This window comes from Paenibacillus sp. FSL M7-1414, assembly GCF_038003195.1.
In the GTDB taxonomy this organism is placed as follows: domain Bacteria; phylum Bacillota; class Bacilli; order Paenibacillales; family Paenibacillaceae; genus Paenibacillus; species Paenibacillus amylolyticus.
Map to the genome: position 1 here is coordinate 2701812 of NZ_JBBOOS010000001.1, position 16639 is coordinate 2718450.

General features: G+C 46.1%; 15 protein-coding genes. 9 read left to right on the top strand and 6 right to left on the bottom strand.

The window, feature by feature from the left end:
- Positions 1-17 precede the first annotated feature (17 nt).
- From MHH92_RS12390 to MHH92_RS12415, 6 genes are all read right to left on the bottom strand, one after another.
- Positions 18-857 carry a carbohydrate ABC transporter permease gene (locus tag MHH92_RS12390; protein ID WP_047844271.1) on the bottom strand — a complete coding sequence of 280 codons (840 nt, stop codon included), beginning with the start codon at positions 855-857 and terminating at the stop codon, positions 18-20.
- Between the two features lie 5 nt (positions 858-862).
- The gene (locus tag MHH92_RS12395; RefSeq protein WP_047842642.1) at positions 863-1777 is read right to left on the bottom strand and encodes a carbohydrate ABC transporter permease; all 915 of its coding nucleotides are present in this window, start codon (positions 1775-1777) and stop codon (positions 863-865) included.
- A 116-nt stretch (positions 1778-1893) separates the two neighbouring features.
- A complete protein-coding gene (locus MHH92_RS12400) occupies positions 1894-2739 on the bottom strand; it encodes a helix-turn-helix transcriptional regulator (RefSeq protein WP_340903963.1) in 846 nt (281 codons plus the stop codon).
- The gene (locus tag MHH92_RS12405) at positions 2705-3448 is read right to left on the bottom strand and encodes a response regulator (protein WP_340903965.1); all 744 of its coding nucleotides are present in this window, start codon (positions 3446-3448) and stop codon (positions 2705-2707) included. The genes MHH92_RS12400 and MHH92_RS12405 overlap by 35 nt, the downstream gene beginning before the upstream one ends.
- On the bottom strand, positions 3423-5240 hold the full coding sequence (locus MHH92_RS12410; RefSeq protein WP_340903967.1) for a sensor histidine kinase: 1818 nt from the start codon (positions 5238-5240) through the stop codon (positions 3423-3425). The genes MHH92_RS12405 and MHH92_RS12410 overlap by 26 nt, the downstream gene beginning before the upstream one ends.
- Before the next feature lie 115 nt (positions 5241-5355).
- Positions 5356-6645, bottom strand: a complete 1290-nt coding sequence (locus MHH92_RS12415; protein WP_036670584.1) for a Gfo/Idh/MocA family oxidoreductase — start codon at positions 6643-6645, stop codon at positions 5356-5358.
- 127 nt (positions 6646-6772) lie between these two features.
- Between MHH92_RS12415 and MHH92_RS12420 the strand changes: the two genes are divergently transcribed.
- From MHH92_RS12420 to MHH92_RS12460, 9 genes are all read left to right on the top strand, one after another.
- Positions 6773-7675, top strand: coding sequence for an AraC family transcriptional regulator (locus MHH92_RS12420; protein ID WP_047842645.1), 903 nt, complete (start codon positions 6773-6775; stop codon positions 7673-7675).
- Positions 7672-8118, top strand: a complete 447-nt coding sequence (locus MHH92_RS12425; RefSeq protein WP_047842646.1) for a RidA family protein — start codon at positions 7672-7674, stop codon at positions 8116-8118. The genes MHH92_RS12420 and MHH92_RS12425 overlap by 4 nt, the downstream gene beginning before the upstream one ends.
- An 8-nt stretch (positions 8119-8126) precedes the next feature.
- Positions 8127-8720 carry a GNAT family N-acetyltransferase gene (locus MHH92_RS12430; protein WP_340903971.1) on the top strand — a complete coding sequence of 198 codons (594 nt, stop codon included), beginning with the start codon at positions 8127-8129 and terminating at the stop codon, positions 8718-8720.
- Between the two features lie 2 nt (positions 8721-8722).
- Positions 8723-9535 (top strand): aminoglycoside phosphotransferase family protein, encoded by an 813-nt coding sequence (locus MHH92_RS12435; protein ID WP_340903973.1) that lies wholly within the window; start codon positions 8723-8725, stop codon positions 9533-9535.
- A gap of 278 nt (positions 9536-9813) precedes the next feature.
- A complete protein-coding gene (locus MHH92_RS12440) occupies positions 9814-12036 on the top strand; it encodes a class I SAM-dependent methyltransferase (RefSeq protein WP_253507841.1) in 2223 nt (740 codons plus the stop codon).
- Complete coding sequence (locus tag MHH92_RS12445) at positions 12033-12611, top strand: histidine phosphatase family protein (protein ID WP_282321702.1); 579 nt, start codon at positions 12033-12035, stop codon at positions 12609-12611. The genes MHH92_RS12440 and MHH92_RS12445 overlap by 4 nt, the downstream gene beginning before the upstream one ends.
- A 396-nt stretch (positions 12612-13007) precedes the next feature.
- A complete protein-coding gene (locus MHH92_RS12450) occupies positions 13008-13382 on the top strand; it encodes a hypothetical protein (RefSeq protein WP_051449706.1) in 375 nt (124 codons plus the stop codon).
- 178 nt (positions 13383-13560) lie between these two features.
- Positions 13561-14565, top strand: a complete 1005-nt coding sequence (locus tag MHH92_RS12455) for an ABC transporter substrate-binding protein (RefSeq protein WP_036608793.1) — start codon at positions 13561-13563, stop codon at positions 14563-14565.
- Positions 14566-14781: 216 nt separating this feature from the next.
- Positions 14782-16335 (top strand): helix-turn-helix domain-containing protein, encoded by a 1554-nt coding sequence (locus tag MHH92_RS12460; protein ID WP_076327930.1) that lies wholly within the window; start codon positions 14782-14784, stop codon positions 16333-16335.
- Positions 16336-16639: the final 304 nt, after the last annotated feature.

Genomic DNA, 16639 nt, shown 5'->3' on the forward strand with positions numbered 1-16639 from the left:
ATATGAGAAACGTGTTGTTACTTCAGACCTGTGGTTGCAATGCCCTCAAGGAAATATCGCTGAAACAATAAAAAGATGATAGTCACGGGAAGCAGTGACAGGGTGGACATGGCAAGTAATGCGCCCCAATCGGATTGTCCTGATGGATCGAAGAGAGAGCGAATGCCCAACTGCACGGTGAACAGATCAATTTTGCTCAGATAGATCATCTGACTGAAAAAATCATCCCAGCTCCACAGGAAGGTGAAGATCGCGGTTGTAATCAGTGCTGGAACGAGCAGTGGTACTACGATTCGGAAAAAGATCTGTGATTGCCCGCAACCGTCAATGGTTGCACTCTCGTCCAGCTCCCGCGGTATACCGCGTATGAATTGAACCATGAGCAAGATGAAGAAGGAATCCTGCGCAAGCCACTTAGGCAGAATCAGTGGGAAATACGTATTAATCCATTGAAGCTCATTATAGAGAATGTACTGAGGCACCAGGGTAACATGGTAAGGCAACATAATCGTAACCAACATCATGCTGAACCACAGGCCTTTGAATCTGAACTTTAATCTGGAGAAAGCAAAGGCTGCAAGGGAACAGGAGATCACATTACCTAACACACTCATGACCGAGATCAGCACGGAGTTGCCGAAGAAACGGCCGAAAGAGATGCCCTGCAGACCTTTCCAGCCATTAATATAGTGCTCCAGCGTGAAGCTGGTTGGGAATAGACTGCCACTGGTGAAAATGAGATGGTTTGGTTTAAACGAACTGAGAATCAACCATAGTACTGGATATAACATCAGTAGACCGAAGAGTATAATGGCGGCATGCCTCCCGGCCTGAACCAGTTGTCGTTTGATTGGCATATGCATTACCTCCCCTCCTGATTGTCCCCGTAGAACACCCAAAATCGGGATGTAACAAAGACGATTGCGGTGAATACCCCGATAATGACCAACATGATCCAAGCCAGAGCCGAAGCATAACCCATATCAAAGAACGAAAAACCTTTCAGATACAGATACAAGGTATAAAACATTGTTGCGTCGAGTGGACCTCCACGGCCATCCCCGATCACATAAGCTGGTGTAAACGCCTGGAATGAATTGATCATACTCATAATCAGGTTAAAAAAGATAACGGGGGAGAGCATGGGCAGAGTGATTCCAAAAAATTGACGTATCTTTCCCGCTCCATCGACATCGGACGCTTCATATAAGTCTGCCGGGATCTGTTTCAGGCCAGCAAGAAAGATGACCATGGCAGACCCGAATTGCCACACGGATAGTGTGATGATGGTATAGACCACATAATCTGGATGCGCAATCCAAGATGGACCCGAGATACCAAACCAGCTTAAAAACTGATTGACCAGTCCATTTCCCTCAAAAAGTTGACGCCAGACGATTGCAATCGCGACGCTGCCGCCCAAGAGGGAAGGGATGTAATATACAGTCCGGTAGATGCCGAGGGCTCGAATACCTTTGTTCAGCGCCATCGCCACCAGTAAAGCAAAGGCGAGCCTTAGTGGAACGGATAAAAAGACATAATAAAACGTCAGCCCAAGGGACCTGCGAAAGGTATCGTCCTCGGTAAAGATGTGAACATAGTTGCTAAGTCCAGTCCAAGTCGGTGATGACAGTAGATTGAATTTGGTCATGGATAAGTATAGGGACGCAACCATTGGTCCCAGTGTCAGACAGAAGAGCCCGATCAGCCAGGGTAGAAGAAACAAGTAGGCTGTGGTATTGTGCTGACCGTATAAGGGCTTGGTCTGTTTTTTCATCATGTGCCTCCCTTCTGAATGGGTAAGAATAATAGTCACCAATTATGAATCCGCTTACAACATACGGCGTTCTCTTGGTAACCACATCATACCGGGGAAGGGGAGAAGCTTGAATCTCATTTCTTCGGATCATGACTATCGATTTTTTCGGAATGCAGCAAGCGATAGTCTGACGGACTCATGTTGAACATTCTTTTGAATTTCGAGCTGAAATAACTTGGTGAACTGAAGCCGGTCAGTTCTGTAATATCCCACACGGTTAATTGGGTTTCCTTCAGCAGTTGCAAGGCGTGTTTCATCCGAACGCCCGTCACATACTGAATAAAAGAGGTCCCTGCACCTTCCTTAAACAGTTCGGAGAAATAGGTAGGATAATAGTTAAACCGTTCAGCGAGTAACGTCAAGGTTAGCTCCTGCATGTAGTTCTCCTCGATATATCGCTTGGCTAAGTCTATAACCGTCTCATCCCCATCTTCTGAAGGAAGTTGTCGACTCAGGAAGTCTTGAGCCCATTGCATTAATAAGCGTTCTGCTTGATCTGGCGTCTTAAGCCAAAGTATCCATTCCGGGGCCATAGGAAAATCCATCAACAATGAAATTTGAAAAATGCTTCGTGTCATTCTGGAGGGAGAAAGCTGGAATGCCTCGTGAAGTTCCTTGCGGATGATGCTGCGGAAGGAGTCCAGTTCCCCTCGAATGAGGTAACGATGCAGCTTGCGTGTTGTTTCTTCAGGTAGTAATGGACTATAGTCCGTTCCTGGCTGAGTGTTAGGCTCGCTGACAGCCCGTTCAGCTGAATTCCATGCCAGAAGGGAATGGATATAACCTTCTTTCCAGTGCTCAAGTCCGGATACAGAAAGTCCCATCCCAATCTTGAGTTCCATGGAAAAAACGGATGCCGTATGTTCCGTAAGCTGTTGGATGAATTCATGCTGCATACCATCTTGCACTATGAAATGCATGATGCCTGCGTGCCAAATCATGAAAAACCTGGACATTGTCTGAATCAGACTGGGCGATTTCATAACATACCATTTCGAAAGGAAGATGCATCTGCTCGTGTAATCGATCTTTTCGAATATCCGGCTTGTCCGATTGACTTATACTCGCGGTGATGAAACAGACCTTCTGATCCTGCCATGATTCGAGATGGAACAATCTGAGCCGTTCTGGCATGGAGGAAGGCGGTAGGCGATTGCCTTTGACGAGATCAAGAAGGAAACGTTCCTTCATTTCCCGGTAATACTGAGAGAGTCGCCATTGCATCAATTCGGAATCGCCTCGTATTTTACGTTTGTCATCCAGATCCGCTTTGATTTTGCCTAATGTGGCTTTCAATTCATCCCGGGTTACAGGTTTCAGTAAATAATCCATGACCTGGCTGCGGACCCCCGCTCTGGCATATTGAAAATCCTCATAACCCGTGATAATGATAATCTGAATGGAAGGGTTATAACTGCGGCAGACATCCAATAGTCTGATGCCATCCATGACAGGCATATTCATATCGGTAATCAGCAAGTCAAAATGTTCAGATTTCAAAAGTTCATCCGCTTCGATCCCATTAGAGGCTTCTCCTGTTATGACAAAACCCATGCCATGCCAATCGACTTTCAATTTTAATCCTTCGCGAACTTCGATCTCGTCATCTGCGATTAATACGTTGTACATCATATTCCTCCTGTACGGGTAGAGTCAGTTCAATGTAAGCTCCTCCGCGCTCATCGTTCTCCACATGGACCGTGAACAAGCCACCATAATGCAGACGACAACGAGCAATGACATTGCTCAGTCCAATATGCCAGCCTTCATTATGCAATATGGATTCCAATGAGGAGGGAGCAACCGGATGTTGCAACTTATTGATTATTTCTGCCGGGATACCCGGTCCGTTGTCTAAAACGCTGATGTGCAGACGATCATACATCCGGTTGATCCGTATCTGTACCTGAGCTGTCGTCTGATGCTGGAAGCTGTATTTCACTGCATTTTCAATAAGTGGTTGAAGAATAAACTTGATGATGACCACGGAGTTCAGTGTACCTTCTAACGTTACCGAAATGTCGAGTTTATGACCGAAACGAGTCTGCAAAATGGAGATATAACGCTGCACATAATCCAGCTCTTCGGTTAGCGGAACACGGTCGTCATTGGTATTGATAGAAAAGCGCATCATTTTACCCAGATCCTCAATGACCTGAACCGTATCATCCGTTCGGCGCTGAATGGCAAGACTGCTTACCAGCTCCAGAGTATTAAACATAAAATGTGGATTAATCTGTATGAGAAGTGCCTTATACTCTGCTTGCTGGCGGAGTAGCTTCAGCTCGAATTCATTCTGGATATGCTGGCGTAGCTGACTGATCATATAACGGAAGGTGAAGATCACATAACTGATCTCGCTCTTTACATTTTTATCTGGCGGCAGTAGTGAATCCGCTTGGTCAAAAGCCCCTCGTTGAACCTGTCTCATCGCCAGCACCAGTCTGGTCAATGGCTTGGTCACACCGTGAGATAGCCATGCAGCAGCCAAGAGGGAGACTAGAATCAGGGCAATCGTCACCACCACAATCGTGCTTTGGAGCTTATGGAGAGAGAGGTACATTTCCTTTTCCGGTGCCAGACCCGCCAACATCCAGCCCGTACGTCCCAGTTTCTTGAATACAAGGATGTCTCGCTGTCCTTCATGGTTTGTGAGGTATGCCACCCCGGATTTGAGCGGGCTGTTTCGAATACGATCGATCTCTGCGGTAGCTACAGCACCCAACGTGTCTACCTGCTGTGAGAGAATAGGATTTCCTTGCTCGCCCAGCAGAAAAATAGTGCTACTCTCCGCAAGATGTATGCGACGGAGCGGCTCCAGAAAATAGGATTCACTGACATTTACCTTCATGACACTCTGCGCTGTAGCATGATGAAAAGTGCCAATGGGCATCAGCAGACTGACCACCGGATTACCATGATCTCTGACACGTTCATGTTGATCGGTGTGTGCAGGTAACCAGCGTTCTCCCAACGTGTAAAAATTCGTATACCAGGATTCTTTTACAAATGCAGGGTCATATGTTACCTGATTCTCGCTGCCAATTCGCAGTCCATTCCGACGATAGATGGATACATCCGAGATACTGGTGTAACTGTTGGTTGCCTGAGTAAGAAAACGGCTCATCGCAAGATTGGCCAGCATCTTTTCTCCTTCGGGCAGGTTCGGATCACCGATCGCGTTATCCCAGTTTTTGCCCATATCACTATTGAAAACAAGAGAGGCGACATCGTAGATCTGCATCTGCACCATGTCTACGTATGAACCGTATTCCTCCATTTTCTCAAGAGCAGAGGATTCGATGTAAGAGCGAATGACCGTGCGTGATTCCTTGAAGAGCAGGTAGGAGAGTGTGCCAAAAGCGAGGACAAACAGGACAACGATAAAGGCAATCAGACGGTTTTTTAAAGAGAAGAACATGGATTTCCTCCTTCTACCGAGTCGACGTGCAGATTAGCCACAAAAATATAAAAAAGACTGCGTGATATGCGCAGCCTTTAAATGAAATTAATAATGTAGTGCAGACCTGGGGGACTTAGAAACGAACCAGATTATTGACGTTGACAGGCAAACCCGTCGCGATGGCGCGATTGGCAGCAATACCCGTCAGAATGGATCTGGCACCGTCCACGTGGTTAGCAGCGCGATGGAACGGATCTTCAACAGGCTCTCCAAACAGATCATTCAGCAGAACCGGGTCACCTCCGCCATGTCCACCTGCTTTCTCTTCCACTTCAACCTCATATGGCGCATCAAACATTGGAAGAACCCGCAACGTTTTACCGATTAAAGCACCTTCTTTACTTTTGTCACCCAATGAATTGACATAGGATTGCTCCACAATGTTCATTTCAATCCGGCCTTTGGTGCCATTGATGGCAATGCGATAACCCTCCCATGGCTGGTAGGCAACGAGGGAGTAGGTCAGAATGGCTTTGTTCCGATACTTCACAAGAACACCCATTGTATCCTCAATGTTGATGCCATCCCCAAATACACTCTGATCGCGCTGGTAACCATCTTCCGATTCGGCATCCAGATACATGGACTTCATATGTGCGTCTGAATCCAAATGCAGTGCAAAAGGGTCATCCTTTGCGATCGGGTTGCCGGTTGCCCGGTTGTAGAATTGCGTTACACCGCGTTCTTCTGCGTTTTCTCTGCCGTAATACATCAGATCACCAAATGCAAACACGGTATCCGGTTGCGAGCCAATCCAGAAATTCACCAAATCGAAGTGATGGGTGGATTTGTGCACGAGTAATCCGCCGCTATTACGCTTGTCCCGATGCCAACGGCGGAAATAATCTGCCCCGTGGCGGGTATTCAGCAGCCATTCAAAGTGAACGGAAGTGACTTTCCCGATGGTATCATTCAGAATAAGTTCCCGAATCTTAGTATGGTGCGGTGCATAACGGTAATTAAAGGTCACTCTTACGTTCTGGCCAGTCCGCTTGACAGCATCCAGAATCTCCTGACATTTCTCCTCATCGATGGTCATCGGTTTTTCGGTGACAACGTCACAACCCAGTTCCATCGCACGAATGATGTACTTGTGATGGGTGCGGTCAACACTCGTTACGATGACATAGTCAGGCTTCTCGTTCTCAATCATTTGATCAAACTGATCTGCAGGATAAGTGGGTACCTCAGGATACTCGTACTTTTCCTTCAATAGTTGATTCGCGTAGTTCATGCGGACTTGATTTATATCACAAAAGCCGACAAGCTCGGATGTATCCCTATAATCCCGGGTCAAAGCACCATAAAAAAATTCGGCGCGGCCGCCGGTTCCAACTAATACATAACGTTTCTTGTTACTCATGTCTATCGCCTCCTTGAATATAGCTCTAGACTATAACAAGGGAGTACTTCTTTCGCCGCATTTTATGCGTAACCGCTTTCAAATGCCGCATATTTTGCTATAATTTATGGAAAGGAGAGAGGGCGATATGACAGAACCTTTCAGTGCAGATTTTCATGATCCCTCGGATTTACTGCACATCGAATATGATCGTCGCATTGGATATTTCTCGATGACGGATGACCATCTGCATGATCATTATGAGTTATATTACCTGTTGTCTGGTGAGCGTATCTATTTCATTAAGGACCGGACCTACCGGGTAAAGGCTGGTGATCTGGTGTTTGTTGACCGCAATACGGTTCATAAAACATTGGAGAGCGGTATGCCTGACCATGAGCGGATGGTGCTGTATTTGAAGCCTGAGCTTTTTGCAGCCATAGCTATTTCCGCGGAGTTAGTTGAAGGCTTGAAGGAACCCTTCTGTTGGGAGATTCCTATTGTAAGGTTTCCATCTCAAGTCACTGAGGTTCTAGAACGGATGGTTAGCGAAATGGTAGATGAAATGCTTCGTCCTCAACCTGGAAGCAACCTGTTGCTCCGTCACCGGGCTGTCGAATTGTTGCTCCATGCCTATCGTAATCAACACTTGGGCAGGTTAAGCTCCGATGATCGTGAGCCGGTTCTTCATCCCAAGACACAGGCAGTTGTACGTTACCTGAATGAGAACTATCAGAAACCACTGACATTACCGGAGGTGGCGGGCATGTTTCGCATTAGTCCGCATTATCTGAGTCGATTGTTCAAACAAACGACGGGATTTACCTTCAGTGATTATCTGAATCTGTTACGGGTGAAGGAAGCACAACGTTTACTGCGAGAAAGTGAAGAATCCATTACGGACATCGCCTGGCTTGCGGGGTTCAGTAACTTCTCTCATTTTGGCAAGATGTTCAAACGTACCGTTCAGGTATCACCAAGAGTTTATAGACAGGAATACAAGGAATCGGGTTCCGTGAGGACCATAAAAGAGGGAGAGAACATACGATGATTGAAGCGAGATTAAATGAACTGGGGATCATTTTGCCACAGGCCAGTGCCCCCGCAGCGAAATACGCCAATGCCGTTATTGTGAATGGAATTATGTATGTATCCGGAAAAGGACCGGATACCTCCGAACGCGGCAAACTGGGATCAGACTTCACAACAGAGCAGGGGTATGATTTTGCCCGGAATGCTGGACTGGAGGTGCTTGCTGTCGTTCGAGATGTGTTGGGTTCACTGGATCGGGTGAAGAGAGTGGTTAAAGTGCAGGGATTCATCAATGCGTCCGCTTCGTATCAGGAGCATCATAAAGTGCTAAATGGATTCTCGGATCTGATGATGGAGGTATTTGGGGATCAGGGGGTACACGCTCGTTCAGTATTCGGTGCAGTGTCCGTAAGGGATAATTTGCCGCTGATCATTGATTCTATTTTTCAAGTGGAGGAGTAGGTATAACGATGATAGAATCGTCTTCGTTTAATCCGATCATGTTAACGATACCCGAGAGCTTCCATACGGAACGCCTCTCGATTCGAGCACCACAGTGGGGGGATGGCGCAGCCGTTAATGAAGCCGTCCGTGAGAGTGCGGAGCAGCTGCAGTTGTGGTTACCTTTTGCCGAGAAAATCCCTTCATTGGAAGAGTCTGAAGTGACTGTTCGCAAAGCAAGGCTGCAATATCTGGAACGTACCGACATGATGTTACATTTGCGTGATAGACATACGGATGAATTCGTAGGCAGCAGCGGGTTACATCGCATTGACTGGAATGCACGCTGTTTTGAGATCGGTTACTGGATTCGAACATCGCGAGCTGGTGAGGGTTTGATGACAGAAGCGGTGAAAGGCATTGAGCAATTTGCCATTACTCATCTGGAGGCGAACCGGCTGGAGATCCGCTGTGATGCCCGCAATGTGCGAAGTGCCAAAGTAGCCGAACGAGCGGGTTATACGCTGGAAGGCACACTACGTAAGATGCGGCGGGACAGTACAGGTACGCTGGTTGATTGTATGGTTTTCTCCAAAGTCAGAGGCAGTGAGTTCGGAGGGTAAATATGGAACGAATCGGTCAGGGAAGAACTGCGGAAATCTATGCGTATTCGAACGAGCACATTATGAAGTTATATCGAATGGATTTTCCTCACGAAGCCGTCCAGAATGAATTTAGAATAAGTGAGTTGGCATTCAAAAAAGGACTCCCCGTCCCACAGGCAGTATCCTTGATAGAACATACTACATCGCGAGCAGGCATCGTTTTTGAGCGAATCCAGGGGATTACCCTGTTATCACTTATCATTCAGCAACCGGAGTTACTAGAGCAGCTGGCGTTTAAAATGGCTGACTGCCATTACAGACTTCATTGCGAGCGAGATGATGAAGGGACACTCCCCTTACAGAAGCAGATTTTATCGGGAGCGATTCGCAATGTTCGATTATTGTCGGAGGACGATCAAGCGCAAGTCCTTTCTTACTTAACAACATTGCCTGATCAACAGCAGATCTGTCATGGCGATTTTCACCCTGATAATGTTATGCTCAGTGAGGCTGGCGATCAATACTGGGTCATTGATTGGATGACTGGAATGTCCGGTGATCCTGCGGGTGATGTGGCTCGAAGCTGGGTAATATTAATGAGTGCCACATTGCCGGAAGATACAGAGCCAGTTATACGAATGGTTTTTGAAAAGGCTCGTGAATCGCTGGTCGAATTTTACATCCATCATTATATGCAACTTTCCGGGATTACACGTGTAGCAATAGAGTCCTGGATGCTGCCAGTTGCTGCCGCGCGTCTTGACGAGGATTTGCCCGCTCAAGAGGTGGAACAGCTGCTCAAGTTTGTTCAGGAACGAATTCGTCTGTTATAAAAGTTGAATTACATATTATTTACACTGACACTACGATGACAGAATAACCTTTCAATCGCTGTTATCCCCAGATTTTTTGATTCCCTTTTCCGAAGGGGAAAATCCGGGGATAAAGGCGAAGCATATGCTTCCGAAGCAGCTTTCTTGCAGAAAGCTTTTAGCTTCGCTTTTTCAGTTTTTTTCTGTCCTCTTCGTTATAATGTTAATAATTAGTTCAACTTCTATAGACGAATCTAATGATTTTTTTATATAAGGGTAGAGAAAGAGGGGACTTATTCATGCTGCATTCATTAAAGGCCATACAATCATACAAGTCAGGTAATACGCCGGAAGCCCAGCAGCTATGGCTGCAACTGCTGGCAGCAGCGGAGAAGCCCCATATTAACCTCGAACGCATTCATTCCATTGCCGAACTTGAGGGAACTAATCCGGTGCTGGATTACACCGAGCGTACACTTCTCGTGCTGGAGGAGCTTCAGGTTTCTTTTTGGGTGCGAGAAATTCTGGAGGACGTATTAATCTGGTCAGAGACGGCGAAGGCTGGATCACGGGAGCAGCGGCGGGTATGGCAAAAGCAGGGCGTTAACTTGTTTGTACACAATGTGGGGTCCGCTCAGTTATATGATCTATACGCAGGAGCAGAGCACCAGGATAATGACATCGGTACGACTAAGGAGACGAGTATAAATCAACCTGGTTCTCCGAGTGCTACTATAAGTAAGAGTACAGATATCAGCGAGCATACTGCGCCGACTTCACACACACCAAGGCATGAGATTATTCGTACTCTGATTGCTACGCATGGACTTATTGGTCAATACATACGCGGTGAGATTCCATTTGCCGAGAATGCTCCGCTCCACGCCTTGATCGTCAAAGGGTGGCTTACTACAGATGAACTGCACACCATACTGATGGCATTAAATGAATGCATTATTGCAGGCGTTGATCCAGCGTTATGGAATCAGGTTCAGGCTGAGGTACAGCGAATTGTAGGCTGGATTATCGCTGGACCTGTTCATGAAGACTGGAGCGTGAAAGAACGGTTATCCCGCTTAAGAAGTTCATCTATTCGGCAGGGAGAAGCTATGGATACGGCGTACGCCAAGCTCCAAACCGAACTGGATGTAGAACAGGCGCTGGCTCCGCTGGCTCATCGCACATTATGGTATGTGGAGTCGGCCATGCAGGATTTTTCGTTGCAGGAGATGGTGAAAGTGTTCCTGTTGACGCTTCGCAGCGAAAGTATGAATCCAACATCCATGGAGAGTCGATCTGAAGTCGTTCGACATATCAGCTTCGAACCATTGATGAATACGATGTATTACGATTACAAAGGGGTCAAGAAGCTCAATATTTACAAGAAACGAATGATTGAAAAATATTTGGAACAGTATGCGTGGGAACAGATTACGGCAGGGGAGCAGATCGTCTATCCCCATCTAACCCATCGCATTGAACGTCATACGGATCTGCCGGATACATTATTCGTGACCTTCGAATTTTCTCCGGCTGCCGAGAAGCTGATTGCATTCTGTATTGAAGCGGAAAAGTCGCCGTTATACGAGAAGGCTGTACTGCTGTTATTTGACCTGTTCGGATTACGCCGGGATGCGTATGATCGTTTCCACAACGAAGAGACGTATTTGTCCGATATGAACAGCTCCGGTGATTACAAAAAAGTACTGCTCGACTATATCGTTGGTAAACGAGTACTGGATATTGGTCCAGGTGGAGGAATTCTGCTGGATCTGATTGAGCAGGAAAAACCGGAAGTGGAGCCGATTGGTATCGATATCTCAGCCAATGTCATTGAAGCGCTGGAACGCAAAAAACAACGTGAGGGACATCGCTGGCAAGTGATGAAGGGCGATGCCCTGCAACTGGAGCAATATGTGCAGCCGGGCACAGTGGATACGGTTATTTTTTCATCCATTCTACATGAATTATATTCATATATTGAACTGGACGGTCGAAGATTTAATTCCGGTACGGTTGTAGCAGCGCTGAGAAGTTCATTCCGTGTGCTGTCACCTGGAGGAAGAATTCTGATTCGGGATGGGATCATGAGTGAGCCGGAGGCGCAGAAGCGCCGGATTCGTTTCCAGGAACCGGATGGGATGCGCTGGCTGGAGCGGTATGCAGAGGATTTTCAGGGACGTGCAATTCAATATGAGCGGGTCTCAGACAATGAGGTCGTATTGCCGATCAACGATGCAATGGAGTTTCTCTACACCTATACGTGGGGCGAAGAGGCATACGTGCATGAAATTCAGGAACAGTTCGGTATATTCACGCCGACAGCCTATGAGAACTGTATTCGAGAAGCGCTGGGTGAACAAGCCGAGATGATTACGTTCCGACATTTTCTCCAGGAGGGGTACACGGAAGCACTTGGAGAACGAGTGATCTTCATGAAGGAAAATGGTGAGCCTGCGCCTTTGCCAGACAGTACCTGCCTGATTGTCATTGAGAAGAAAAAAGGGTTGGCGGATGAATGATGAGTGAGGCCAGTACGTTTTTGTATTTTGTCAGACATGCGGAGTCTCGATATGTTGAAGGACAGGAACGCGAGCGTGGACTGACAGAGCAAGGTCATCAAGATGCGGGAACGGTTGCCAGTCTGCTCCATGGGGAGCAGATTCAACTGTTTTATTCTAGCCCCTACAGGCGAGCGGTAGATACGATTCAGATTCTGGCAGATTGGTCAGATGGAATTGTGGTGACAGAGGAAGATTTGCGTGAACGCCAGTTGTCGAGTTCAGATGTGAAGCATGCTAATTTTCGTGAAGCCAAGCAGCAGTTGTACCGTGATCCTACGTATGCGTATTCAGGTGGGGAGTCTGGTGCACAGGCTCGCTCAAGGGCAGTAGCGGTAATCGAGAAAATTTTGGATAAACATGTGGGTCACAAGGTAGTCATCGGAACCCATGGAGATGTAATGACACTTATTTTACAACACTATGATTCTTCCTACGGGTATGACTTTTGGGAGAGTACTACGATGCCGGATATTTTTAAATTGCAGTTTGATGGAACGCGCAAGTTGGTCCAGGTCACCCGATTGTGGGAGTGACAGAGATCTATATAAGAAATGCATTTGCCAGAATGATAGTGGGGAGGAGTGAGTTGGCGGATGAAAATTACGCTTTTGCCTGATACATACTTTATTGAAAATCTAAGCGTATCTCCATTACAGGATAGAATGTACTGCATATTTGATCTCGAAGGTAGAGGCATTAATCCGTCTCTACGGATTTTCTGATTCGGTATTACGATCTGAATACAGATGGAATTCACAGGCACAATGCTTTGGCAGATTGTGGTGTGATCGCTGGTATCTTTGAAAGTATCCTTAGCGAATATGAGGAACTTCAATTGGATCATTTTACAGCCGATCCAAAGCAGATGATGAAACGTTTTGTTATACCAGAGATGTATCTGACTTGACGAGGAACTGGAGGAGAGATCAATGAGCAAAACGGATGTGGAGAAGCTACTGTTGGATCTTAACGAGGGACGGATTCTGACCCAGCAGACATTCGAAGGATTGGATGTGGAAATTTACTTGGATGAAAGGGATGCTTCTGCATTTGCTGACGAGTGGATGCAAGCTTTTGTACGATGGGCTCAAGATAAAGTGGTGGCTGAAGAAGAGGTGCTGCGCGCATGTAGGGAACAGGCGTTCAAACAGACCTTGGCTCTCACCGGCGAACCTGAGTTAGCGGGGTATGTGAGTGATGATATGGGTTTAATTGGTGCTGCATTGTTACAGGGTACGGCGAACGATTTCTTTGTGGATCAGTTGTTGGAAAGTTATCGTCAAGGCAGGTTGCCCCTGCGATAAGCGGGGGAGGACCAACAGGGTTGTTTTCGTTTGTATAAAAAAACAACATCAAATGTACATTGTGGGTCGGCTGAGGCATAAGGTACAATTCACCTAAGCAATCGATGAGAATGATAATCATTATATGTGAGATATTCTCACGGTTACATCAACAGATCACATAGGGGTGAAGGGTAACATGGTAGGTTTAGTTAAAGGTTTCAAAGGGTGGACGATTACATTACTGCTCATGGGTCTGGTTATTTCAGGATGTAGTACAAATACCGCTACGAATGCGGAACAGACTCCTGCAACTGCAACTGAAAGTGCGGCTTCTGGAGAAAATACTTCTGGAACCGAGACAGAGCCTGCGACACGAGTTGTACAGGATGAATTTGGAGATGTGACGATTCCGGTTCAACCACAGCGGATTGCTGGAATATATGTGGAAGATTATTTGAAGGCGCTTGATATTACACCTGTAGTGCAGTGGTATAACCCGATGTGGGGTGTACAGGATTATTTAGGACTGGATGTTCCTCAATTTGATACTACGGGGAGTATTGAAGCTTTGTTGGAATATGATCCGGATCTCATCATTGTAGATGGTGGGGTAGATATGGAGAAATATGAGATGTACTCCAAGGTGGCACCGACATATCGTCTGCCTGAGAGCGTACTGCAGGATTCGAATCAAATTTTGAAAACCATTGCCGATGTTGTAGGGAAACCGGACAAGGGTGAAGAAGTTGCTGCGGCATTTAAGGCCAAGATTGCAGATGCTAAGGCGAAGTTGCAGGAAGCGGTTGGAGACGAGACTGTCGCAGTTGTCCGACTGAATGTTAACGATGATACACTGGCACTGTTCGGTGTGAAAAATCGGTTCACCGGATTTATTTATTCGGAGCTTGGCCTAACACCTCATCCTCTGGTTAACAAGATGGAAGAATACCAGGAAATTCTGTCTGAAGAGGCCGTGCCGCAACTTGATGCAGATCATCTTATTGTGTTCCCTTCCAATGGTGAATGGTCTTCTCCTGAGAACAAGGAAGCCTTGAAGGTACTTGACAGCAAATTGTGGAAATCTCTTCCGGCCGTTAAGAACAATCAGGTATATATTATGGAAAGATCACATTGGCAATCAGGTGCGATTACAGCAAATTCCATGAAAATTGATGATCTCTTGGAAAAATTGACTCCATAATTGAATCGATTACTTAAAGAAAGTTCTTCAGCCAGGGTTGAAGGGCTTTCTTTTTTCGTATACACTATTTTAAATGATAATAATTCTCAGTTAAGGACGATGAACATGTGCCCCACGATAATACAACTGATCCCCAAGCCCTGGCTATGCTCACTTCAGCATATGGAATACGTAGATCACCATCAATCTCATATCAATAAACGTTTGTTATACAGAATGTCGACTTCACACTCCATATTTGTTGTAACGTCTGGGAAAGGTTCAATAGTTTGCTCAGATCGGGAATCTCATCTGGAAAAAGGAATGATTATGTTTGTTCCGGCTGGAACATCCGTTAAAATAGAAGGTTCGCCTTGGACAGAAAGTGAATTGCAGTATTATAAGCTTGATCTTATGGTGGCTGAGTTGAAAGAAGAGACTTCGAACGCTTTGTCTAGAAGAAACACGGAGAAGCAGCAGGAACTTTCCCAAAGTCCAGATTCTCCGACATTATTACCGCTTATGCAACTCAGTTACAGTCCGTGGAGTTCCTGTCTGGAAGCCTTGGAACAAATACTGCGTCAACAGGTCACTGGCGATTGGCTGGAGCAATGGGAGGTACAGCTTCGTTTCCAGGAGTGGTTTCGTGCCTTGCTTCGCCATAGTGCCCTCGAAACAGAAGTACCCGATGACCGTGCCCGTCTTCAAAGTTCAATTCGTTATATTGGCGACCACTATGATCAGACCATAACCGTGGATGAGCTCGCAGCAGATATTGGTCTAACAAGAGCCAGCTACACTCGGCAATTCAAAAAAATTACGGGCAAGCTCCCGCTTGAATATGTAAATGCGGTTCGGCTGGAGCGCTCGAAGCAACTATTGCAGCTTACGGATGATCGCATCCATGAAATTGCACAGAATGTGGGATTTAGCAGCGAGTATTATTTTGGCCGCCGATTTAAGCAATACGCTGGTATTTCACCTGGGTTATACCGCCGTCATCACCGTCAAGAGGTTCGTGTCTTTGCTCCTTATCTGGAGGACTTTGTGTTGGCTCTTGGCGTAAAACCTGTACTGCAATGTTCGCATCATTCTTGGGGCAGGCAGCAATATTTGGGGTTGGATGACGTACCTGAATTTGATGTGAGCCAGATGGATGCGCAGTTTAATCTGGGTAATGTACCGGACTTTATCATGCTGGATAAGGGATATGATCGATGGAATCTGGACCGCTTCAAGCAGGTAGCACCTACATTTTACGTAGATCATTTGGGAGAGGACTGGCGCTCCATTTTAAGATCGACAGCCGATGTGTTAGGGAAGGTGAATCGGGTTCAAGATGTAATTGGTGCGTATGAGGACAAGGCAATGGAAGCTAAGAGTCGGTTAGCACGTTATATGCGTGGTCAAACAGTAGCTTTTTTGCGTATATCTGCTTCGGATATTACTCTCTATGGGGTTCAGCAGGGCTATGTCGGACCTGTAATTTATCAGGATCTTGGACTGACTCCCCACTCCCGTGTGCAGCAATGGACAAGACACGAGCGGAGGATTTTCATTGGATTGGACCAGTTAAGTCAGCTTCATGCGGATCACTTGTTGATTACATTTGACACTGGAAATTCTGCTAAACCTGGAGAGGAGCGCGAACTGCTCGATAGGGATGAATGGAAACGTCTGCCTGCGGTGAAGAGCGGTAATGTGTATGAAGTGGATTTTATGTCTTGGATGAACTACGGTGTGATCTCTCATGGGAAGAAGATTGAGGATGTATTGCGGTTTATGGCTTGATAATGAATGGTCTGTGAGATGTTTTTCGAAAAAATTAAGAAAACCATATAACTTTCAAAGCTATCAAAATTTTGTGATGTAATTTACAGGCACTCTATTAATCTACTGGGATTATCCTTTTTTAATCAATAATCTGTTTGTTTAATAGACTAAACAAAGGAATTTCAATTAGATTGAGGAATATCTTGTAACAGATGGGATATAACCTAAAGGAGCAGATTAATGATCAAGGATAAAATTCCAATTTGGTTCTGGTGTACCTCGGTAGTAGTTGTCATTATGCTAGTATATAACTTGTTTCAAG